This window comes from Spirosoma flavum, assembly GCF_042686045.1.
In the GTDB taxonomy this organism is placed as follows: domain Bacteria; phylum Bacteroidota; class Bacteroidia; order Cytophagales; family Spirosomataceae; genus Spirosoma; species Spirosoma flavum.
This window is the reverse complement of record NZ_JBHUOM010000001.1, coordinates 311,236-333,392: the sequence shown is the minus strand read 5'-3', so window position 1 is coordinate 333,392 and position 22,157 is coordinate 311,236. Positions and strand designations below refer to the sequence as shown.

The following is a 22,157-nucleotide window of genomic DNA, read 5'->3' as shown; positions in this document are numbered from 1 at the left end:
GTTCATTCATTTATTCGCTAATTAGACATGGTTTCTGAAGAACTTGATATAGCACCGAAGAACGTTCCAGCCCGAAACGATAACGGCCCAATTCAGTACGTCAATGAACTGACGACACTTAACCTCGGGCCAACTCACCCTGCTACACACGGTATTTTCCAGAACATCCTGCAAATGGATGGCGAAAAAATTGTGTCGGGCGAGCAAACTATCGGCTATATCCACCGGGCGTTTGAGAAAATTGCCGAGCGTCGGCCATTTTATCAGATCACGACCCTCACCGACCGCATGAACTACTGCTCGTCGCCCATTAATAATATGGGTTGGCATATGACAGTAGAAAAATTATTGGGTATTGACGTGCCAAAACGGGCTCAGTATATCCGCGTTATTATGATGGAATTGGCCCGTCTGTCCGATCACCTTATTTGCAATGGCATTTTGGGTGTAGATGCAGGCGCTTTTACAGGTTTTCTGTACATCTACCAGGAGCGCGAGTACATCTACGAAATCTATGAAGAAGTCTGCGGAGCGCGACTCACGACTAACATGGGCCGAATTGGTGGTATGGAACGTGACCTTTCGCCAACCGCTATTCGTAAGATTAGAGAATTGCTGGTACGTTTCCCGAAAGTATTGCGCGAGTTTGAAAACCTGTTTAACCGCAACCGGATTTTCATGGATCGCGTCGTAAACGTCGGCGGAATTTCGGCAGAACGAGCGTTGAGTTATGGCTTTACCGGGCCAAATCTACGGGCTGCCGGTGTTGACTATGATGTGCGGGTAATGAATCCCTATTCATCGTACGAAGACTTTGAATTCGATATTCCCGTTGGACAAAGTGGCGACACCTACGACCGGTTTATGGTTCGAAACGAGGAGATGTGGCAGAGTCTGCGCATCATTCAGCAGGCAATAGATAACCTGCCTGAGGGTTCCTATTATGCCGATGCTCCTCAGTATTATCTGCCTCCAAAACAGGAAGTATATAAGAACATGGAAGCCCTCATTTATCACTTCAAGATTGTGATGGGTGAAATCGACGCCCCAGTTGGGGAAGTTTATCATGCTGTTGAGGGTGGCAATGGGGAGCTAGGTTTTTACCTCATTAGCGATGGTGGCCGAACTCCCTATCGATTACACTTCCGTCGGCCTTGCTTTATTTATTATCAGGCATATCCCGAAATGTGTAAAGGTCTGACACTATCTGATGCCATTGTCATTTTGAGTAGCATGAACGTCATTGCGGGTGAGCTAGACGCTTAAACCTGCCAATAAACTATGACAACCGAAACAAATAATCCCGCCGTACAATTCACACCTGAACGGATTGCTAAAGCGCAGGAAATTATTGCCCGTTATCCCGAAGGCAAACAAAAATCAGCCTTGTTGCCTCTATTGCATATGCTGCAAGAGCAGGAAGGATGGACCAGCCCCGAAGGAATGGATTATGTGGCCCGTATGCTTGACATTCAGCCCATTGAAGTTTATGAGGTAGCATCTTTTTATAGCATGTACCACCTTAAACCAGTCGGCAAACATGTTATTGAATACTGCCGAACAGGACCTTGCTGCCTTATGGGGGGTGAGGAAGTATACGCGCATTTGAAACAACGACTTGGCATTGATACCGCACAAACAACCGTAGATGGTCAGTTCACCCTCAAAGAAGTAGAGTGTCTGGCGGCTTGTGGTATGGGACCGGTATTTCAGATCCGGGAAAAATACTATATGAACCTCACCAACGAGCGCGTGGACGAGATCATTGACGAATTGTCGAAATAACCCAAAGATGGCGACCAAAATACTAACCGAACATATCAACGTTCCCGGCATTGAGACTTTCGATGTGTACCGGAAGCAGGGCGGCTACACAGCTGTAGAGAAAGCTATAAAAACAATGACTCCTGAAGCCATTGTTGACGAAGTTAAAAAAGCGGGTGTTCGGGGCCGGGGAGGTGCTGGTTTTCCGATGGGTATGAAGTGGAGCTTTTTGGCTAAGCCGGAAGGTGTTCCCCGATACCTTGTCTGCAATGCTGATGAGTCGGAACCGGGTACGTTTAAGGACCATTACCTGATGAAGAACATCCCTCATTTGCTTATTGAGGGCATGATCATTTCGTCCTTCGCGCTCGGGGCTAATAAATCGTTCATCTACGTACGTGGTGAATTGATGTATGTTATTCACATCCTCGAAAAAGCAATCGCCGAAGCGAAAGCGAAGGGTTTTTTGGGCAAAAACATTCTCGGTAGCGGCTACGATCTTGAGTTGATCGTACAACCGGGTGGGGGTGCTTATATCTGTGGTGAAGAAACAGCTTTACTAGAATCGCTGGAAGGAAAACGAGGTAACCCACGAAACAAACCACCATTTCCTGCGGTAAAAGGTTTGTATCAAAGCCCAACTGTAGTTAATAACGTCGAATCTATTGCCACAGCCGCCTGGATTATCAACAACGGTGGCGACGCTTATGCTGGTATTGGTATTGGGCGCAGTACGGGCACCAAACTAATTTCGGCATCGGGTCACATCAACAAACCAGGCGTTTACGAAATCGATTTGGGCGTTCCAGTTGAAGATTTCATTTATGCCGATGAGTGGTGCGGTGGTATTCGGCCGGGTCATAAATTCAAGGCACTTGTGGCGGGTGGGTCATCGGTTCCAATTTTGCCCGCTAATCTGGCATTAACGCTGGCTAATGGCGAGAAACGATTGATGAGCTATGAATCGCTGTCAGATGGTGGTTTCGCTACAGGCACCATGCTTGGTTCAGGTGGTTTTATTGTCTTTGACGAAACAGCTTGTATCGTACGGAATACCTGGAATTTCTCGCGTTTCTACCACCATGAATCCTGCGGTCAGTGCAGTCCATGCCGCGAAGGAACGGGTTGGATGGAGAAAGTACTCCACAGAATCGAATATGGTCATGGACACCAGCAAGACATTGACTTGCTGGTTGATGTTGCCAAAAAAATTGAAGGAAATACCATTTGCCCGCTTGGCGATGCGGCTGCCTGGCCGGTTGCCAGCGCTATCCGACATTTCCGGGATGAATTTCAGTGGCATATTGATAATCCTACAGAAGCCACGCAACCCGGTGCCGTTTATCGGGGAGAGATGGCATTAGTGTAAATTGTAGTTCGGCTAAAAGCCGCTCAGTAATGATTGATTTGCGGCTTTCCAGCCGCACATGATATATGGAAGACGTAAAGCCGCAACTGTTAAAAGTTACCATTGACGGAATTGAGGTCGAAGTAGAGCCGGGAACGACCATCTTGCAGGCCGCTCGCAAAATTGGCCCGGCGGTAGCTCCACCAGCCATGTGTTACTATGAGCCGCTAAAGGGTAGTGGTGGTAAGTGCCGGGCGTGCTTGGTACGTGTGTCAGCGGGCTCGGCTAAAGACCCTCGCCCAATGCCTAAGTTGGTAGCCTCGTGCCTGACAGCCGTACAGGATGGTATGATTGTCGAAAACGAAACCAGTCCACAAGTAATTGATGCCCGTAATGGCGTGGTTGAATTTCTGTTGCTTAATCATCCACTCGATTGTCCCGTTTGTGACCAGGCTGGTGAGTGTGACCTTCAGAATTTTGCCTTCGATCATGGCAAAGCAACTACCCGTTACGAAGAAGACCGACGGACGTTCGAAAAACGAGATATTGGCCCTTATATACAACTGCACATGACGCGTTGCATTCTGTGCTACCGTTGTGTTTATACAGCTGACCAAATCACGAATAAACGCGTTCATGGTGTAATGGGTCGGGGTGATGCGTCTGAAATCAGTACCTATATTGAGAAAGCGATTGACAACGATTTTTCGGGTAATGTGATCGACGTTTGCCCTGTTGGTGCATTGACCGATAAAACGTACCGTTTCAAAAATCGGGTGTGGTTCACTAAACCCGTTGATGCTCACCGAAATTGTCCAACCTGCTCAGGTAACGTAACACTATGGTACCGGGGCGACGAGGTAATTCGTGTAACAGCCCGCAAGAATGAGTGGAGTGAGGTGACCGAGTTTATCTGTAATACTTGCCGTTTTGAAACCAAAAAAACCAGCGACTGGATCATTGATGGCCCAACGAAAGTATCGCGGAGTTCGGTTATTTCGGCAAACAAATACCGGGCCGACACTATTAAGCCAAGCTTTGGTGAGCGGATGGCAGCAGCAGATTACAAGCTTATCCACGATGAACGTGATACATCGCAATTAGCTATTAAACAGTTACCTGCCGAACGTTTTGCGAAAGTATTACCCTCTGCTTTAGAACCAGAACCCTGATCGTTTATAGTCAACCTTACGGTCAGAGTTAGTGCTTTAACTGGCTTACCGTAAACTTAAGACTGTAATTCGTAAATCATAAATTATAAAATGGACTTAACCGTATTACTCGTTAAAGGGATAATTATCCTCGTCATTTTCGGGATAACACTCCTAATTGCAACTTACTCCACGTATGCTGAGCGCAAAGTGGCGGCCTTTTTACAAGACCGTATCGGCCCAAATCGCGCGGGACCCTGGGGACTATTGCAACCCATTGCCGATGCGGGCAAGATGTTTTTTAAGGAAGATTTTATTCCGGCTCAAGCCAGCAAGTGGCTATTTATTCTCGGTCCCTGCTTAGCTATGCTAACGGCCCTTATGTCGAGCGCAGTTATTCCGTTCGGTGATAGTATCAAGTTTGGCACTTATTCAATACCCGTACAGGCTATCGAAATTAACATTGGCGTATTGTATATTTTCGGTGTTGTATCGCTGGGGGTATATGGCGTTATGGTTGGCGGATGGGCATCGAACAATAAGTTTTCGCTGTTGGGTGCTATCCGGGCTGCATCGCAGAATATTAGCTATGAAATTGCGCTGGGTCTTTCGATGATTGCTATCTTGATGATGACCGGCTCACTATCTGTCCGGGCTATTGTTGATCAGCAGGCCACTTTCTTCGAGTGGAATATTTTCACTCAACCGTTGGGTTTCATTATCTTCCTAACCTGCTCGTTTGCAGAGTGTAACCGTACACCCTTCGACTTACCTGAGTGCGAAACTGAACTTATTGGCGGTTATCATACAGAGTACAGTTCCATGAAACTGGGCTTTTATCTGTTCTCGGAATACATCAATATGTTTGTTTCGTCAGCGTTCATTTCGGCTCTCTATTTTGGTGGTTTCCATTACCCATTTATGAATGAAGTTGGCAACGCACTCGAAAATTCATTTGGTGCTATAGCCGGTCACAATGTGGCAACAGGCATTGGTGTTGTGGTTTTCTTCGGCAAAATTTTCTTCTTCATTTTCTTTTTCATGTGGGTTCGCTGGACGCTACCGCGTTTCCGTTATGACCAACTTATGAATTTGGGCTGGAAAACATTTATCCCATTGTCAATTCTGAATGTTGTTTTAACTGGGGCTGGCCTTTTGTACAATTTCAAATATGCAACCTGGCTGACGGTTATCGTTATGATTACAATGGTATTAGTATCATCAGCCCGAGCACCAAAAGGTCAGGTTGTTATTCCGCAGCAGTCATAACTATTGAGTAGTTTGTGATTAGTGGCAAGTTCCTGCTAATCACTGATAACTAACTGCTAACCACTACGTTCATGCAATTAACTAATCGTTCTAAACAAGTCAGCAATAAGGAGATGACGCTGGCCGAGAAGATGTACTTGCCCGCCATCGTTAGCGGGCTGGCCATCACTATCAGCCACTTTTTCCGTAAAAAGCCGACAATTCAATACCCTGAGGTAAAAAGATACCTCGGTCCGATCTATCGTGGGCATCACATTCTAAAACGTGATGAACAGGGCCGGGAGCGTTGCACAGCCTGTGGGTTGTGTGCGGTGGCCTGCCCGGCTGAAGCGATTTCAATGGTAGCTGCCGAACGCGAAAAAGGCGAAGAAAGCTTATATCGGGAAGAGAAATACGCTGCGGTGTACGAGATTAATATGCTGCGGTGCATTTTTTGCGGTCTGTGCGAAGAAGCTTGCCCAAAGCAGGCTGTCTATCTCCGCCACGATCGTATGGTACCAGTTTTTCAGGAACGCGACGAAGTAATTTATGGTAAAGATCGGCTGGTCGAGAAAATGGATGATCGCTACGTGCGTGTTGCCAATTCTGAAGTGAACACGACACCTACCGAACCCAGCCTGACAAGGGCCGCTACATAACCGGTAGACGAACTTCATCCATTGTCCTCTATTCGATAAAGCCATGACCGAATTTATAAGCTTTTTTAAAGCCCTAACACCCACCGGATACCTGTTCCTGATTCTAACGGCATTGACATTATTCAGTGCTATTGGCGTAGTTACAGCTAAAAACCCTATCTACAGTGTCCTGGCACTTATTGCTACGTTCTTCTGTCTTTCAGGTCACTACATTCTGTTAAATGCTCAGTTTCTGGCGGCAGTCAACATTATCGTTTACGCTGGCGCAATCATGGTTTTGTTCCTCTTCACGATCATGTTTCTGAACCTGCGTAAAGAGGACGAAGAATCGAAAACAAATCTGACCAAAATGGCCTCGGTTGTGGTTGGCGGGCTATTAATGGTGATGCTGATTACTATTTTCCGGGCCAAAAGTGCCCAGGTTCCCGTAGTAAACCCAACAACGTTCAGTGCCAAAACCGGCCTTGTCGAGAATCTTGGTCAGTTGCTTTACAGCGATTATATTTTGCCATTCGAGTTGGCTTCAGTTCTGTTTTTAGTAGCGATGGTTGGTGCGGTTATGCTTGGTAAACGCGAAGCAGGCGACCGTCACTTTTAATTACTTAACTTTATAACAGACTGTTTTACGCTGAACCGATTTAGTATATTGTCCTGGTTTTTAGCCGCTCAACGAGCGGCTTTTTTTTACCTTCTCCGAGAATAGTCAATGCATTATTCTGTGCGTATCATAAGCCGCAAAAAGATAAATTTGCCAACACTTTTATTCCATACATCATATGGTACGATTTTTCCTGTTTTGCATTCTCCTCAGCATAAAAACTGCATCAGCACAAAAGCAGCTGCTCACTGATTCTGTCTTAATAGAGGGCCATTATCGGACATTTCACTTTCTCGAACCGCCAAAGCCCAACTCATCGTTAATCTTTATTCTACATGGTTCGGGAGGTAACGGACTGGGAATCCGTGAGGGAGCCGGGAAACTGGAAGAAAAAGCGGACGATGAAAATCTGTTACTAGTCTACCCGGACGGCTATAAAAAATACTGGAATGAATGCCGAAAAACGGCAAATACAGCAGCGAATCTGGAGAATATTAACGAGAACTCCTTTTTCGAAGAAATGATTGGCTACTTCGACAGGAAACACTTGATCAATCCAAAGCAGGTTTTCGCTATTGGCACATCAGGCGGGGGGCATATGGCGTATAAACTTGCCTTAACCATGCCCGAGAAATTACGAGCTATAACCGCGCTTATAGCCAATCTTCCAGATACCAATAACCTGGATTGTCCCGAAAAAGGAATAGCCATTCCGGTAATGATTGTCAACGGGACCAGTGATACGGTTAATCCTTATGAGGGCGGTGAGGTGATAACCGGGAACATTAGTTTGGGCCTTGTGCGATCGACAGAGCGTACGTTCCAATATTGGGCCAGGCTGGCCGGGTATACCCGAAAACCTATAAAGGAATTAGTACCTGATGCAGACCCAAATGATCATAAAACAGTTGAGCGTTATACGTATAAAGAAATAGGTAAACCAGAAGTTACATTGTTGAAAGTACTGGGGGGAAAACACGACTATCCCAACGATATTAACGTCTATCTCGAAGCCTGGAGCTTTTTCAAACGGCAACTTATACCCTAATTCTTCATTGGCATTGGTTCAGAAAAGTAGTATGCTTGCATAATAATTACCTGCATATCTGTAATTTTTCGCCTGAAAAATGAGTTATTGCCTTGAATTACTTGCTTAACCAGTAAATCAACACCGCATTTATGGACGCATACATTGTAGCCGGATACCGTACAGCCGTAGGCAAAGCGCCACGCGGAGGTCTCCGTTTTACCCGCCCTGATGATATGGCGGCTGAAGTTATTAAGCATTTGTTGAGCCAGGTTCCTGCGCTTGATCCGGCCCGCGTCGAAGACCTGATTGTTGGAAACGCCGTGCCCGAAGCTGAGCAGGGAATGCAGATTGCCCGTTACATTGCCTTGCTATCACTGCCTAACAGCGTACCCGGCATGACCGTCAATCGGTATTGTGGTTCAGGTTTGGAAGCCATTGCTATTGCCTCAGCTAAAATTCACGCGGGTCTAGCTGATTGTATCATTGCTGGAGGTACAGAATCTATGTCAATGGTTCCGGTAATGGGTTGGAAAACAGCGCTGAACTATGAAATCGCGAAAACTCATCCAGACTACTATATTGGTATGGGGTTGACTGCCGAACAAGTTGCCCAGCAATTCAACATCAGCCGCGACGCACAGGATCAATTTGCCTACGAATCGCATGTAAAGGCATTAGCCGCCCAAAAAGACGGAAAGTTCACGGACGAAATCGTACCCATCAAGGTGAGCGAAACGTATTTCGACGCTGAAAGTAACAAGAAGAAAACCCGCGAATGGACTGTATCCCAAGACGAAGGCCCACGAAAAGACACAAGTGCTGAAGGATTAGCCAAACTCAAACCGGTTTTTGCCGCTGGCGGATCAGTTACGGCTGGCAACTCATCGCAAACGTCTGACGGAGCCGCTTTTGTGGTCGTAATGTCGGAACGATTAGTAAACGAATTGAATTTACAGCCCGTCGCCCGGATGGTATCGTATGCTACGGCTGGTGTCGAACCCAAAATTATGGGTATTGGACCTGTGGCAGCTATCCCTATTGTCCTTAAAAAAGCGGGATTGAAACAGGATGATATTGATCTTATTGAACTGAATGAAGCTTTTGCCGCTCAGTCGTTGGCTGTCATTCAGGAATTAGGTCTTGACCCAACCAAGATTAATCCAAACGGCGGAGCTATTGCCCTAGGCCATGCTCTCGGTTCGACTGGGGCACGGTTGTCGGTACAATTGTTAAATGAAATGCGCCGTCGCGATCAGAAATATGGAATGGTCTCTGCTTGTGTGGGAGGTGGTCAGGGTGTTGCTGGTATTTTTGAACGCCTAAATTAATCGCCAAACACAAATCCAGACCATTGACATGCCGGATGCTGAACCTGATTAATCAGATTTAGCATCCGGCATTTTTAGTTTACAGTAGTTTTATAAGCAAGGGCCATAGAACGAAATATGAAACCGGATTATTTAATCTAAAAAAAATATTAGTATGCTTGCATACTATTTTTGAAATGAGTTTATTTGTTAACGAATTAGTATGCAAGCATAATAAACTCATTTCGACATGATTGCGACAGAACCAAAAGCTTCCATTAAAGGTGGCGAATTTCTGATCAAAGAAACTCAAGCGGCACAGGTCTTTATTCCTGAAGAATTTACTGAAGAGCAGCAGATGATTGCGGCTACCTGCCGCGAGTTTTTGGAGCGTGAAGTCTGGCCGCGTCTGAACGAAATTGACAATGCCAAGTCACCCGAATTGATCTCATCTTTAATGGACAAAGCGGGTGAATTGGGTATACTAGGCACGTCGGTACCGGAGCAGTATGGCGGTTTCGGAACGAATTTTAATACATCTATGCTGGTAGCGGAAGTGACAGGCGCAGGTCATTCATTTTCGGTGGCCTTGTCGGCGCATACCGGTATTGGTACGTTGCCAATTGTGTATTATGGCAATGAGGACCAGAAATCAAAATACCTGCCTAAACTGGCATCAGGCGAGTGGAAAGCCGCTTATTGCCTCACAGAGCCAGATTCTGGTTCAGATGCAAACTCGGGAAAGAGCAAGGCAATATTAACGGAAGATGGTACGCATTATATTCTGAACGGGCAGAAAATGTGGATTACCAACGGCGGATTCGCTGATATCTTTATTGTTTTTGCCAAAATTGACGATGATAAGAACCTATCAGCATTCATTGTTGAGCGCGGCTATGAAGGCATCGCAATGAATGAGCCGGAGCATAAAATGGGTATCAAAGGCTCCGATACGCGCCAGATTTTCTTCAATGATGTACAGGTACCGGTCGAGAATCTGCTGTCAGAGCGTGGCAATGGCTTTAAGATCGCGGTAAATATTCTGAATATTGGTCGGATTAAACTGGGTATTGCGGCTGTAGGTGGCTCTAAAGAAGTCATCAATAATGCGGTGCGCTACGCCAACGAACGGAAACAATTTAAAACGGCTATTTCTCAATTTGGAGCGATTAAGCATAAATTAGCTGAAATGGCTCTGAAGATTTATGCCTCAGAAACAGCTTCGTATCGCGCTGGTCAGAATATTGACGATCTGATTGAAGACCTTAAAAGTCAGGGTATGGAAGATGCACCCGCTAAATTGAAGGCGTTGGAGCAGTTTTCTATTGAGTGTGCCATAATGAAAGTTCACGGTTCGGAAGCCCTGGATTATGTTGTAGACGAAGGTGTGCAGATTTATGGCGGCATGGGCTATTCGGCCGATGCACCAATGGATCGGGCCTACCGCGATGCGCGCATCAACCGGATTTTTGAAGGCACAAACGAAATTAATCGGATGCTCGTCGTGGATATGCTGCTGAAGCGGGCTATGAAGGGCGAACTTGATTTGATGGGACCAGCTATGGCTGTTGCTAAAGAAATCATGTCTATTCCTGATTTCAATTCGGACGAGGAAGAGGGCGTATTTATCGCTGAGAAAAAAGCACTTCTCAATCTGAAGAAAGCCGCCTTGATGGTGTCGGGTGCCGCCGTGCAGAAGTTCATGACAACCCTGTCGAATGAACAGGAAATCCTGATGAATATAGCCGATATGGCTATTGAAATTTACGTGGCCGAGTCCGTATTACTTCGCGTTGAAAAGCTGATTGGTATTAAAGGCGAAGAATCGGTTGCTCTACAAAAGCAGATGGCACTGGTCTATCTTCACGAAGCTGTTGAGAAAGTCAACAATGCAGGTCGGGCAGCCATCACCTCTTTTGCTGAAGGTGACGAACTTCGGGGAATGCTGATGGGGCTGAAACGTTTCACGAAAATTGAGCCAATGAATCTTAAAGATGCCCGTCGTCAGATTGCGGATGCCATGATTGCCGAAAACAAATATATTTTCTAATAGGCAATTTCGTCAACGTTTAGAATCCTGACAAAGTTTTTGGTTATCGAACACAAAGCGAGCCAGTCCCAAAATGGGGCTGGCTCGCTTTTTTATTATAAATCTGTTAGCCTTAAATCTTTACTATTCAAAGCTGATTACTCCTCAACCCTGCTGACATAGGGCTGTCATTATTACACTAGATCTTTGTCATAATTATTCACCAATCCTCAATAAGCCATGACAACATCACAATTAACCATTTCATCTAAGGCTTTTAAAATCAAAGAAACAGAGACTTTTACAGGGCTTTCTTTCGCAACCCAAGCTACCTTACAAACCCTTTCACGGCACGTTCCCGACGTTGCCAACAACCTGTATGCAGAAGCGACCCGTCTTGGCCTCGACATTACTGGTCCGATTCAGTGGATTTATACCGGCATTAACGGCGATGAAACCAACGAATTTCAGTTGGCAATTGTCCTGCCCATCAGTCAGACGGGTAATCAATCCGACAGCTTTTCCTATCAGTCATTTCCTGCCTTTCGATGCGCTTCTTACTCACATACCGGGTTGTGGAGTGATTTTGGTGAGTTATATAATGCGTTATTTTTTCAACTTTATCGGGATTGTTATCAGAATGATGGCTGCGTCCGTGAGATTTATAGTGTTGTTGATTTTGAAAATCCAGAGAATTGCGTGACTGAGGTACAAATTGGGCTTGTATAAATTGTTGGTGACCCATAAAGAACAGCGCACTGAAGTTGGTAGAAAAGCCAGCTTTAGTGCTTTTTTATGAGCTCTAAAGCACAGGGCATTTTATGTAGCTTTACCAAGCTTCTCTAAACGGCTTCTCATGAAAGAACAAGATCTCAATTCCCGACGAACCTTTTTACGTAATTTGGGTATGGGCGCATCGGCCCTATCGCTACCTCTGGCGGGTTATGCCAACAATCAATTTGCCCAAAATGAGTCCAGTGGTATTTATTCATTGCTAACAAACAACAAGAATCCTGCTCAGCCGAATAAGAAATTAGGTATTGCGCTGGTTGGCCTGGGCTATTATAGTGCAAACCTCTTGGCTCCGGCTTTACAACAGACTCAGAATTGCCGACTAGCCGGAATTGTGACGGGGACACCGTCAAAGGCAGATGAATGGATGAAGAAATACAATATCCCCAAGGAAAACGTCTATGACTATAAAACCTTCGACCGGATTATTGATAACAAAGATATTGATGTCGTCTATGTTGTGCTACCTAATTCGATGCACGAAGAATATGTTGTTCGGGCGGCTCAGGCTGGTAAACATGTCATTTGTGAGAAGCCAATGGCGATTACGCCTAAGGCTTGCCAGAATATGATTGATGCCTGCAAAAAGGCCAACAAGCAATTGGCCATTGGGTATCGTCTTCACTATGAGCCATTTACCAAAGAAGTTATGCGGCTTGGTCAGGAAAAAGTATTTGGAGCTGTTAAGTTTATTGAAAGCAGCGATGGGTTCCGTATTGGTGATCCAACCCAGTGGCGCATGAAAAAAGCGATGGCTGGTGGTGGCCCCCTCATGGATGTTGGCATTTATGCCGTACAGGGAACACGTTACGTAACAGGCGAAGAACCGATTTCTGTAACGGCTCAATTTTCCCCTAAAACAGAACCAGACAAGTTTAAGGAAGTTGAAGAGACGATGTTCTGGCAATTCCAGTTTCCAAGCGGAGCTGTTTCAAACTCGACAACCAGTTATACAGCCGGAGTAGAGCGGCTTCGTGCCTCCTGTGAAAAAGGCTGGTTCGAATTATCACCTGCTTTCGGCTATGGCCCTCTCAAAGGAATGACCAGTAAAGGGCCAATTGAGCAACCTGTCGTCAACCACCAGGCCGCCCATATGGACGGTGTTTGCAAAGATTTATTAGACGGCAAAAAACTCCCTAACCACGTAACTGGTGAAGAGGGTTTACGCGATACTCGATTGTTACAAGCCATCTATCAAGCCGCCGAAACAGGCAGAAAGATTAATTTAAAGGCATAATAAAGAGTGTAAACAAGGAGTCGGCTGATTGTTAGAGATCTCTAACAATCAGCCGACTCCTTGTTTATAAAGATACATTTTCAGAACTAGCACACAATTAATTAACGCTGAAAGGTCAGGTAGTTCGCTAGGATTGAGACAAATTCGTCCATTGCTATGCCCGCTTTAGTAGGCTGTCAAACTACCAGACTATATGCTACCACATCTTCGCTACTACGCTATTGACCATTGTTGATGACCCATCTGACCTCCTCTAGCGCAATGGTTATACTTCATATGGAATTCTGAATTTTCCAGCGCTTGATCAATCTAATAGTAATCTTTATTTAGAAATATTCTAATCAAGTATTGGTTTTCCCAAAACCTCATCTACTTTTACTTTATAATTTAAAATTAGTCTTAATAAAATATCTTTCGGTGTGATTAAGGATCCTACAGGAAACATTTACAAAGTAAAATTTATCAGCTTCACCTCGAATGATAGTGGTACGAGAGGATACCCAACACTCAAACACAAGTTGATTAAACAAGACTAATAGCTTAGATAATTAACATGCTGGCAGTTTTAATTAACGTGGTGGCAGTTTTAAGAAACAGCTACCACATATTACACACACAATCACCATGAATAAATCGTCCGTTTTTATAACGTGGCTTGCCTGCCTTCTGGGAGTTCTTATCGTGAATACGAACCCCGCTCTTGGTCACAAACCACCTATCGATGAGCCGGTTCGCATTATTTCGCTCGATGGTACCGTTAGCGAAATACTATGCGATTTAGGGCTTCAATCCCATTTGATTGGCGTCGATGTAACGAGCACATACCCTGGATCGCTGAAAAAGCTACCTAAAGTTGGCCATAACCGAAGCATTTCGGCAGAAGGTGTTATTTCGCTGAAACCGACCCTCGTATTAACCACCCAGAATGCCGGAACAAAACCGGAAATCATCGAGCAAATTAAATCGGCGGGCATCAAAGTGATTTCCTTTCAGCAGGAATACAGCATCGCCGGTACTAGAAAACTAATTCAGGATGTAGCCACCATATGTCAGGTTGCCTCAAAAGCTAAGCCGATTATCAAAAAGTTAGACGATGATTTAACCCAAGTAAAAAAAGCGATTAATAGCCCGAAAGTACTTTTCATTTATGCCCGTGGAACTGGTACAATGATGGTATCAGGCCGAGGTACGCAGGTTGAAAAAATGATTGAGCTGGCTGGAGGTGTCAACGCTACACCTGACTTTGAGAATTACAAACCACTCACCGCGGAGTCGTTGGTGACGGCCAACCCCGACGTAATTTTACTATTTGACAGCGGTCTTGAGAGCTTGGGAGGAGCCGATGGCTTACTGAAAGTACAAGGAATTGCGCTAACAAATGCGGGAAGAAATGGCCGAATCATCGACATGGATGGACATTTGCTGACCGGATTCTCACCTCGTTTAGGGAAAGCTTTGCAGGAGTTAGCCCAAAAAATTACTCAAAAACCCAAAGCGTAAGGTCAATGAATAGCACTACTGCAGCAATCAGCCACGCGACTACCATTCGTTCAGTCCAACAATCAAGACTAAAAGCCATCATTAATCCGTGGCTAATGCCTGCATTGATTATAGCGCTATTTGTAACGATTGTTTTCTCGGTCGGGATTGGTGCCGTACGAATTACGCCCTACGAAATCTGGCAAATCATCAGCAACTCAGTAGGCTATTCAACTGATGCAGACGGCACAAAGGAGGCTATTCTGCTGGCAATTCGATTACCGAGAGTCTGCTTGGCTGTGCTAATCGGTGCTGGATTAGCTATTTCAGGAGCCGCTATTCAGGGATTATTCCGAAATCCACTCGCCGATCCTGGCCTTATTGGTATTTCGTCGGGTGCTTCTTTAGCTGCGGTACTCATGATTGTTCTGGAAGTAAAGTTTTTTCAGACGCTCACGGGTCTGTTAGGCATGTATGCCTTGTCTATCGTTGCGTTTGCAGGAGCCTGCGCTACGGCTTTCTTGGTGTACCGTATAGCAAAACTTGCCGGGAAAGCACTCATCACAACCATGCTTTTGACCGGCATTGCCATTAATGCTTTATCAGGAGCTTTAACGGGAATTATGACTTATATGGCTACTGATGAGCAACTTCGCAACATCACATTTTGGAGTCTGGGCAGTTTGGGTGGTGCCAGTTGGACATCCGTATTAGCCATTCTTCCGTTCACAGTGATCGCTTTAGTGGGCATTCCCCGTTTGGCTAAATCCCTGAATCTACTTTCTCTTGGCGAAAGTCAGGCAAACATGCTGGGCGTCAATCTAAAAAGTATCAAACGTCAGATCATTGTTTTTTCGACGATGGCGGTTGGCACGTCAGTGGCTGTAGCGGGAATCATTGGATTTGTGGGTTTAGTGATTCCGCATCTGATTCGAATGGGGGCTGGTTCCGACCATCGCCGTGTACTAACAGGGTCAGCTTTAGGCGGGTCGATTGTTCTTACGCTGGCCGATTCTCTCGCCCGAACAATAGTTGCACCAGCCGAATTGCCCATTGGTATTCTTACGGCTTTACTGGGCACACCCGTTTTTTTATGGATTTTGTTTCGGGAAAAGCGTCGGGCTGTAGCGTAAATTACCAAGGAGATGTTAGAGGTCAAAAATCTGTCATACCACATCCGCGATCGGAAATTACTCGATGATGTTTCATTTCGGGCGAAGCCGGGCGAAATGCTGGCTATCGTTGGCGCAAATGGGGCTGGAAAATCAACGTTGCTCAAATTATGTACCCGCGAAGTGCAATCATCTGTCGGGGTAATTCAGCTTCGCAGTAAATGTATTGATACATATTCCGAAAAAGACCTGTCCTTATTCCGAGCGGTTTTGCCTCAGCAAAATTCTGTTGTTTTCCCTTTCCTGGTCAGTGAGATGGTACTAATGGGTCGGTATCCTCACTTCGATTTCCACCCGTCCGAACATGATTACTTCGTGGCCGAACTAGCCCTGAAAAAAGTGGATATGTGGAATTTTGCCACCAGGATTTTTACGACTCTGTCAGGCGGTGAACAACAGCGCGTACAGTTGGCCCGAGTGCTGGCTCAAATTTGGGACGTGCCACAGGGAATTTTGTTTCTAGATGAACCAACAATCGGCCTTGATCTTCTGCACCAACACCAAATGCTGGAATTGACCCGAGAGTTTACCAAAAGAGGCTTTTGTGCCGTTGTCATTTTACATGACTTAAACTTAGCGGCACAGTATGCCGACCAGATTGTTATGTTACGGGCGGGAAAGGTAGAAGCAGCAGGCACGCCACGTGACGTAATCACATCTGAAAATATTCAACGTGTATTTAATTTGAAGGTTTGGCTCATTGAGCACCCTGAAATGGATTGCCCGATGATAATTCCACAACACAATCAACTCTCTGATAACCACTAAACATCAAAACAAAATGATCACTACACAAAGCCTTAAAGAGCGCTGGACTATATTCAAGGAACAAAACCCGAAAGCGAGAATCCGCGATGCGGCAAAAGAGCTGGGCGTAAGTGAAGCGGATCTTTTGGCTACCCAAGTCGGCGAAACCGTTCAGAGACTGGAAGGCGATTTCCGCGAAATCCTGAAAGATATTCCAACGCTGGGGTACGTCATGGCGTTAACGCGCAACGATACTATTGTTCACGAACGAAAAGGCGTGTACGAGAAAGTATCGTTCAACGATCATGTTGGGCTAGTGCTTGGACCCGATATTGACCTGCGTCTATTTATGTCGCACTGGCATTTCGGTTTTGCCGTTGATGAAAATGGTCGAAAAAGTCTTCAATTCTTTGATTTGGATGGTTCAGCTGTGCATAAAATTTACCTGACCGACAAATCTGATGAGACTGCATACGAAGCGCTGATTCAAAAATACTATGCTGTTGAGCAGATACCCTTGATTGTTACGGTTCCTTACCCCGACAAAGAGGACAGTGTGTCCAATGAAGAAGTTGATGACCAGGCATTCAAAAAAGAGTGGTTAGCCATGCAAGATACGCATGAGTTCTTCGGCCTTTTGCGGAAGTATAAACTTGATCGTGAGCAAGGGCTTCGCATGGCACCCGAAGGACACGCTCAGTTGATATCCGTCGATCAGCTCAAAAGGATCTTTGAAACGGCTGCGGAACGGGAAGTTCCTATCATGGTTTTTGCCTCAAGTGCGGGGTGCATTCAGATTCATACGGGACCGATTAAGAAGTTAGTCAGCATGGGTCCCTGGTACAACATTCTGGATCCTGAATTCAACATGCACCTGCGAGAAGATCAGATTCACAGCATCTGGGTAACCCGCAAACCAACTAAAGACGGTATCGTGACGGGCCTTGATCTTTTCGATAAGCAGGGCAACAGCATCGCTCTGATATTTGGGAAACGCAAACCTGGTATTCCTGAAATGAAAGAGTGGCAACAAGTCGTTTATGAAGCCATTACTGCATAGAAAAAACAATCAACACTGGTTAAAACGAAAGCCGTAACTATGCGGCTTTCGTTTTAACCAGTGTTAGCAGAGGCTTAATGCGCTTCGTGATGATGGTCGTTCTCTTTTTTGCCAGCAGGAACTGAATGTTGAGACCGTAATTGACTCGCCCAGTTAGAAACAAGTTTAGCTTCTTCGGACGAGAGTTTAGCGTCACGATGAATCCATAGATAAGACCCTAAAGGCATCCAACCATCAGTAACGGCCTCCCCTATTTTTTCCAGTTTGTGATCTGCTTTTTTGGGCGAATAGGTGGCAAATTCCGAGAAATTGAGTTCGTCTTTCCCCTCCTTAATATGACTATTGAGCCACCAGGATACCGGCTGAATATTGTCATACCAAGGATAAACTGTGTTGTTGGAATGACAATCGAAACAGGACCGTTTCAATACGTTGTGAACGTCAGCAGGAATGGCATACTTTGTCGCAATATCATTAGCGGAGATCCCGGTTATTTGGTTCTTCTCTGGCCGGACAAACTGAATTAGCACAAAGGCTCCCAGGAAGATGAGAAGAATTTTACGAAACATCGCTCATAAGAAGTTAGAACAAAATATAGGAAGAAAGTTACGAGAACCCGTCTACTCTATGGTTTCTCGCGACCCTAATGACTGCATAAGTACCTGAGCCTTGCGAATATTTGCATTTGCACGGTCTGTTTCGACCAGCCCATCACGGAGCCGAACAATACGGTGAGCATATTCGGCAATATCTTCTTCATGCGTAACCATGATAACCGTATTTCCTTTGCTGTGAATCTGATCGAAGAGGTCCATGATTTCGTAGGATGTCTTGGTATCAAGATTCCCTGTCGGTTCATCAGCAAGCAGAATACTGGGATCATTGACCAATGCCCGCGCTACAGCCACCCGTTGCCGTTGACCACCCGAAAGCTCGTTGGGGCGGTGACCGGCCCGGTTTTCCAGACCAACGTTTTTAAGCGCCATCATCGCTTTCTCCGTCCGATCGGCCTTATTATAGCCTGCATAAATGAGCGGTAAAGCCACATTTTCGAGGGACGTTTGGCGCGGTAGGAGGTTAAATGTCTGGAATACAAAACCGATTTCTTTGTTACGGACCTCGGCTAGTTCATTTTCACCCATCCCACTAACATCTTGACTATTAAGAATATACTGGCCGGATGTTGGTGTGTCCAGGCAACCGATTATATTCATAAGTGTAGACTTTCCTGATCCCGACGGACCCATGAATGCGACGTATTCGCCTTTTTGAATAGTGATCGTAATGGATTTCAGAGCTTCTACAACTTCGGTACCCATCACGTATCGCTTGGCAATATCGCGGGTTTCAATAATATTCATAAGTGTGTCGATATGGGTTGCCCGTGCGCCGGGTCGCCGAAGTGGTCGTCAGTTGACAAATTTACCTCATTGCAGAAATTTCTCCTTACTCTTTTCGATTGACGCCAATTTTCCCTGATAAGTTACTAGAAACGCCTGATAATCGGTGGGAGCGGTGGCAGCCTGAAGTTTTGCCAGTCCGCTTTCGGCATAGTCTGGTAAGCTTAATTCCAAACATAGCATGACGTAGGTTTTGAGTAGTTCGGCGTTATCACCGTTAAACGGCAAAGCCGTCAGAACGAGGCTGTAGGCCGTTTTTGTTTGCTTATTTTGCTGCTCAAGTTGAGCTGCGGCTGTGACAAGACGAGCATTCAGCGGAGCCAGCCCTAGGGCTTGTTGGTAAATTTTCTGTGCTTGCCCAAACCGGCGAGTACGTTCATACGTTTGTCCCAACCAATAATCACGCTCGGCTTGGTATTGAGGCAAAATAAGTTGCTTAGCCATCGTCTCCGCTGATCCAACGCTTCGTCGAAAGGCTGATAATCGAATGGCGGCAACGTTGCGCAAAGAGGTCGCTACCAGACTTATACGCGTTGAATTGGGTAAGCCGGAAAGTATTAATTGTGCGTTTCGCCACTGCAACTGAACAAGATAATCGTTTGTCAGGGCAACCCCCGCCACTGTTTTTAAGCTAGGTTCCTGAATCGTTTCCCAATAGGCACCCCGGTTGGAATCATCGGTTCGGTATGTTACATAAAATGCCTTTTCCAAGTCTGTCTGCGGTTTACGCTCCTGATATAGAACCTGTTTTAGAGCGGCCACCGCCGGATCATTTCTGGCGGCTGTTTCCCAGAAGGACTGTGCCAGTGCTGGGTCATTAGCTTTAGTAAGAGCCACAGCCCGGTAATAGATTGACGTTGTATCCGAGTTGGCACCAAATGTCTCAGCGGCCTGTCGATATAATCCTTGTTCCAACAGCCACAAACCCGTTATGGAGTGGTACACCGACCCATTTTGCGGATCACCTTCTGCTAGTTGACTCATCAGGCTAAACGCGGCCGGGTGGTTATGGCGTTTGTACTCAGCGACAGCGCGGGCAAGTAGTAAATCATCCGTAAAATCCTGATTAGTAGGACTATCTGATAAACGCTGAAGCACTCCCGTCAATGTGCTATCGGCTTGCGGCTTCACTAACGTATAATTATATAAACTGGCAAAACGTCCGATACTCAGACCTTGCTTCGCAAATTCACCATTCAACCAGGCGGGTTTACTAGGCTGCGTAGTATCAGTTTTGGTAACCAACCGGATAGCCAGTACATTAGCCCGATACGAGTCATATAATACGTTTCCCTTCGTTTGTCTCAAGCTCGAATCAGTAGCCAGAACGGTTGGATTACGGGCGTAAAAAGCCAATAAATTTGATTCGGGGACCTCACTCCGATTGGCTTGGTCTGTGGCAGATTTATAGTAATAATAAGCGGAATCAGCCACACTTGTACGCGCATAGAGATAGCCAAGGTTGTTCTTCAATTCGCCACTTTTGGGAAACGCCCGAATACCGCGTTGCAGAGCTTTGACCGCTTCAAAAAACAAATTAGTTTGTAAATATATCTGACTCAATCCCGCATAATCCTGCGGATTGGGTTGTTTGAGTAGTGCTTGCTGAAAATAAAAAGCGGCTGCCGTCTGGTTGTTCTGGGATAAGGCCAGCGAGGCTAACGCATAGTTCGACTTGTGATTCTGAAACTCCTGTTCCAGAGCCAGTTGATAGAATGCATTGGCTGACTGAGGTTCATTTTTCGCCGTGTATACATCACCCAAGCCGTTGAAATAGCCCGCGACACTCTGTCGGAATGTAATCAATCCGCCCGACGCAATTAATACGGCTACACCAAATACGCCAACCACTCGGAACAGGCTTAACTCAAGGCGTTTCGGTTTGTAAAGTACCCTATAAACAGGCAAATTTTGCTGATAGATTGGCCGGAAATTTATCAGTACGTAGGCTACAAAGAACACGCCCATTGCCAGATGTGTGTACACAATTACGTCCTCAAACATCTCTACCAATGGATCATTGGCGGTGGCGAATGCATAGGTAATAGTGAGCGTCGTGAGTAAAGCCAACCCTGCGTATAGATATGCGCCTGCATCGCGGAAAGAGAAAGAGTCCTGTTGCTGAACCAATCGACGGAAGCCCCAAACACCCAGTGTTACCGAAATCAGATAGAGAATAAACGGACTAATAGCCAATACATCCCAATCAATGGATTTTGTGTTTTTAAGCCAAATGAGCGTCAGGTTAATTATATATAAGAAGCTAACAAACAGAAAGTTATTGACGCCTAACGTGCGACGTTGGCTCGTTGGCGAATCGGTATTCTCCGAACGACCAGCCGACGTTATCCAGACCAGACCAGCAATGATTTCGGTAGCAATGAAGAAAATAAAGCCTATGCTAAACACCAACAGCACCGGCATTCCGTAACTCACAACCACCAAAGCAGGAAATTTGAGGGGGGACAACGTACTCAGACTAATTGCAGCGAGAGCCGTTAAAAAGGTAAAGGAACCAAGCCGAACGGCAATTGTATAGTCAGGTCGGAAAGCATGAAAATAGTAGCTAACAGATCCGAACACGAACGTTAGTAGTAGAAATAGATAGTTGCTACCCAAGCCCGGCACTTCGAGCATTTCCCACCGAAAAAAAGCCAGACCAAGAATTAGAATAGCCATGCTGACTATATATCGAATTCGGCTAAAGCGGGTAACAGCACTCATCAAAAGCACAAACGCCAGGCAAATACCAGTTAGAAAAGCAGTGGCTATAGTTGGCCGCACCTGCATAGCCCCCGCCACAAATTGTTCTGAAACAGCATATGCTTTACCATTTACGGCATAATCTAACAGGCCATCAGAAAAGGTATGGAAGGTGACGGGAAGTTCATTGAGTTCGCTCAACACATCCCAATGGACAACATTATCCAAACCTTGTGCCCAGGCAATAGCAAACAGACTGATACTGACAATAAAGGCAATAAGACTAAACAGATAGGTAAACCGGTAAACTTGGCTCCAATCTTTCCAAAAAAATAAGGATGACATGCATGAGAAACGCACGTGTCATCGTGTTAGTGCCTATCAGTAGACCTTATAGCTCTATGCGGGCCAATCGTTGAGAGTTGCAATGCCT

At 45.7% G+C, this 22,157-nt stretch carries 20 protein-coding genes; 17 read left to right on the top strand and 3 right to left on the bottom strand.

What is annotated here, in order from left to right:
• The first annotated feature begins 27 nt into the window (after positions 1-27).
• The 17 genes from nuoD (at position 28) to ACFS25_RS01250 (ending at position 17,621) form a co-directional block, all read left to right on the top strand.
• Positions 28-1,266: an NADH dehydrogenase (quinone) subunit D gene (gene nuoD / locus ACFS25_RS01330; RefSeq protein ID WP_381496601.1), complete on the top strand. Its 1,239-nt coding sequence runs from the start codon at positions 28-30 to the stop codon at positions 1,264-1,266.
• Between the two features lie 15 nt (positions 1,267-1,281).
• Positions 1,282-1,785: an NADH-quinone oxidoreductase subunit NuoE family protein gene (locus tag ACFS25_RS01325; RefSeq protein WP_381496600.1), complete on the top strand. Its 504-nt coding sequence runs from the start codon at positions 1,282-1,284 to the stop codon at positions 1,783-1,785.
• A gap of 7 nt (positions 1,786-1,792) precedes the next feature.
• Positions 1,793-3,133, top strand: a complete 1,341-nt coding sequence (nuoF, locus tag ACFS25_RS01320) for an NADH-quinone oxidoreductase subunit NuoF (protein ID WP_381496599.1) — start codon at positions 1,793-1,795, stop codon at positions 3,131-3,133.
• Between the two features lie 65 nt (positions 3,134-3,198).
• A complete protein-coding gene (locus ACFS25_RS01315; RefSeq protein ID WP_381496598.1) occupies positions 3,199-4,284 on the top strand; it encodes a 2Fe-2S iron-sulfur cluster-binding protein in 1,086 nt (361 codons plus the stop codon).
• 90 nt (positions 4,285-4,374) lie between these two features.
• Entirely contained in the window at positions 4,375-5,532 is a 1,158-nt protein-coding gene (gene nuoH / locus ACFS25_RS01310; protein WP_381496597.1) for an NADH-quinone oxidoreductase subunit NuoH, read from the top strand.
• 71 nt (positions 5,533-5,603) lie between these two features.
• Positions 5,604-6,170 carry a NuoI/complex I 23 kDa subunit family protein gene (locus tag ACFS25_RS01305; RefSeq protein ID WP_381496596.1) on the top strand — a complete coding sequence of 189 codons (567 nt, stop codon included), beginning with the start codon at positions 5,604-5,606 and terminating at the stop codon, positions 6,168-6,170.
• Between the two features lie 43 nt (positions 6,171-6,213).
• Entirely contained in the window at positions 6,214-6,768 is a 555-nt protein-coding gene (locus tag ACFS25_RS01300) for an NADH-quinone oxidoreductase subunit J family protein (RefSeq protein ID WP_381496595.1), read from the top strand.
• A 178-nt stretch (positions 6,769-6,946) separates the two neighbouring features.
• Positions 6,947-7,816: an alpha/beta hydrolase family esterase gene (locus ACFS25_RS01295; RefSeq protein WP_381496594.1), complete on the top strand. Its 870-nt coding sequence runs from the start codon at positions 6,947-6,949 to the stop codon at positions 7,814-7,816.
• Positions 7,817-7,947: 131 nt separating this feature from the next.
• The gene (locus ACFS25_RS01290; protein ID WP_381496593.1) at positions 7,948-9,126 is read left to right on the top strand and encodes an acetyl-CoA C-acyltransferase; all 1,179 of its coding nucleotides are present in this window, start codon (positions 7,948-7,950) and stop codon (positions 9,124-9,126) included.
• Between the two features lie 229 nt (positions 9,127-9,355).
• On the top strand, positions 9,356-11,155 hold the full coding sequence (locus ACFS25_RS01285; RefSeq protein ID WP_381496592.1) for an acyl-CoA dehydrogenase family protein: 1,800 nt from the start codon (positions 9,356-9,358) through the stop codon (positions 11,153-11,155).
• Positions 11,156-11,374: 219 nt separating this feature from the next.
• The gene (locus tag ACFS25_RS01280; RefSeq protein ID WP_381496591.1) at positions 11,375-11,863 is read left to right on the top strand and encodes a GyrI-like domain-containing protein; all 489 of its coding nucleotides are present in this window, start codon (positions 11,375-11,377) and stop codon (positions 11,861-11,863) included.
• A gap of 127 nt (positions 11,864-11,990) precedes the next feature.
• Entirely contained in the window at positions 11,991-13,163 is a 1,173-nt protein-coding gene (locus ACFS25_RS01275; protein WP_381496590.1) for a Gfo/Idh/MocA family protein, read from the top strand.
• A 419-nt stretch (positions 13,164-13,582) separates the two neighbouring features.
• A complete protein-coding gene (locus tag ACFS25_RS01270) occupies positions 13,583-13,699 on the top strand; it encodes a hypothetical protein (protein ID WP_381496589.1) in 117 nt (38 codons plus the stop codon).
• Positions 13,700-13,787: 88 nt separating this feature from the next.
• Complete coding sequence (locus tag ACFS25_RS01265; RefSeq protein ID WP_381496588.1) at positions 13,788-14,663, top strand: heme/hemin ABC transporter substrate-binding protein; 876 nt, start codon at positions 13,788-13,790, stop codon at positions 14,661-14,663.
• A 5-nt stretch (positions 14,664-14,668) separates the two neighbouring features.
• A complete protein-coding gene (locus ACFS25_RS01260) occupies positions 14,669-15,775 on the top strand; it encodes a FecCD family ABC transporter permease (RefSeq protein WP_381496587.1) in 1,107 nt (368 codons plus the stop codon).
• 12 nt (positions 15,776-15,787) lie between these two features.
• Positions 15,788-16,582, top strand: a complete 795-nt coding sequence (locus tag ACFS25_RS01255) for a heme ABC transporter ATP-binding protein (RefSeq protein WP_381496586.1) — start codon at positions 15,788-15,790, stop codon at positions 16,580-16,582.
• A 13-nt stretch (positions 16,583-16,595) separates the two neighbouring features.
• Positions 16,596-17,621, top strand: coding sequence for a hemin-degrading factor (locus ACFS25_RS01250; protein WP_381496585.1), 1,026 nt, complete (start codon positions 16,596-16,598; stop codon positions 17,619-17,621).
• A gap of 74 nt (positions 17,622-17,695) precedes the next feature.
• Here ACFS25_RS01250 and ACFS25_RS01245 read toward each other — a convergent pair whose 3' ends face one another.
• The 3 genes from ACFS25_RS01245 to ACFS25_RS01235 all read right to left on the bottom strand — a co-directional run bounded on the left by ACFS25_RS01245 (position 17,696) and on the right by ACFS25_RS01235 (position 22,069).
• Positions 17,696-18,190 carry a heme-binding domain-containing protein gene (locus tag ACFS25_RS01245; protein WP_381496584.1) on the bottom strand — a complete coding sequence of 165 codons (495 nt, stop codon included), beginning with the start codon at positions 18,188-18,190 and terminating at the stop codon, positions 17,696-17,698.
• A 51-nt stretch (positions 18,191-18,241) separates the two neighbouring features.
• Complete coding sequence (locus ACFS25_RS01240) at positions 18,242-18,982, bottom strand: ABC transporter ATP-binding protein (RefSeq protein ID WP_381496583.1); 741 nt, start codon at positions 18,980-18,982, stop codon at positions 18,242-18,244.
• A gap of 66 nt (positions 18,983-19,048) precedes the next feature.
• Complete coding sequence (locus ACFS25_RS01235; RefSeq protein ID WP_381496582.1) at positions 19,049-22,069, bottom strand: tetratricopeptide repeat protein; 3,021 nt, start codon at positions 22,067-22,069, stop codon at positions 19,049-19,051.
• Between the last annotated feature and the right edge of the window lie 88 nt (positions 22,070-22,157).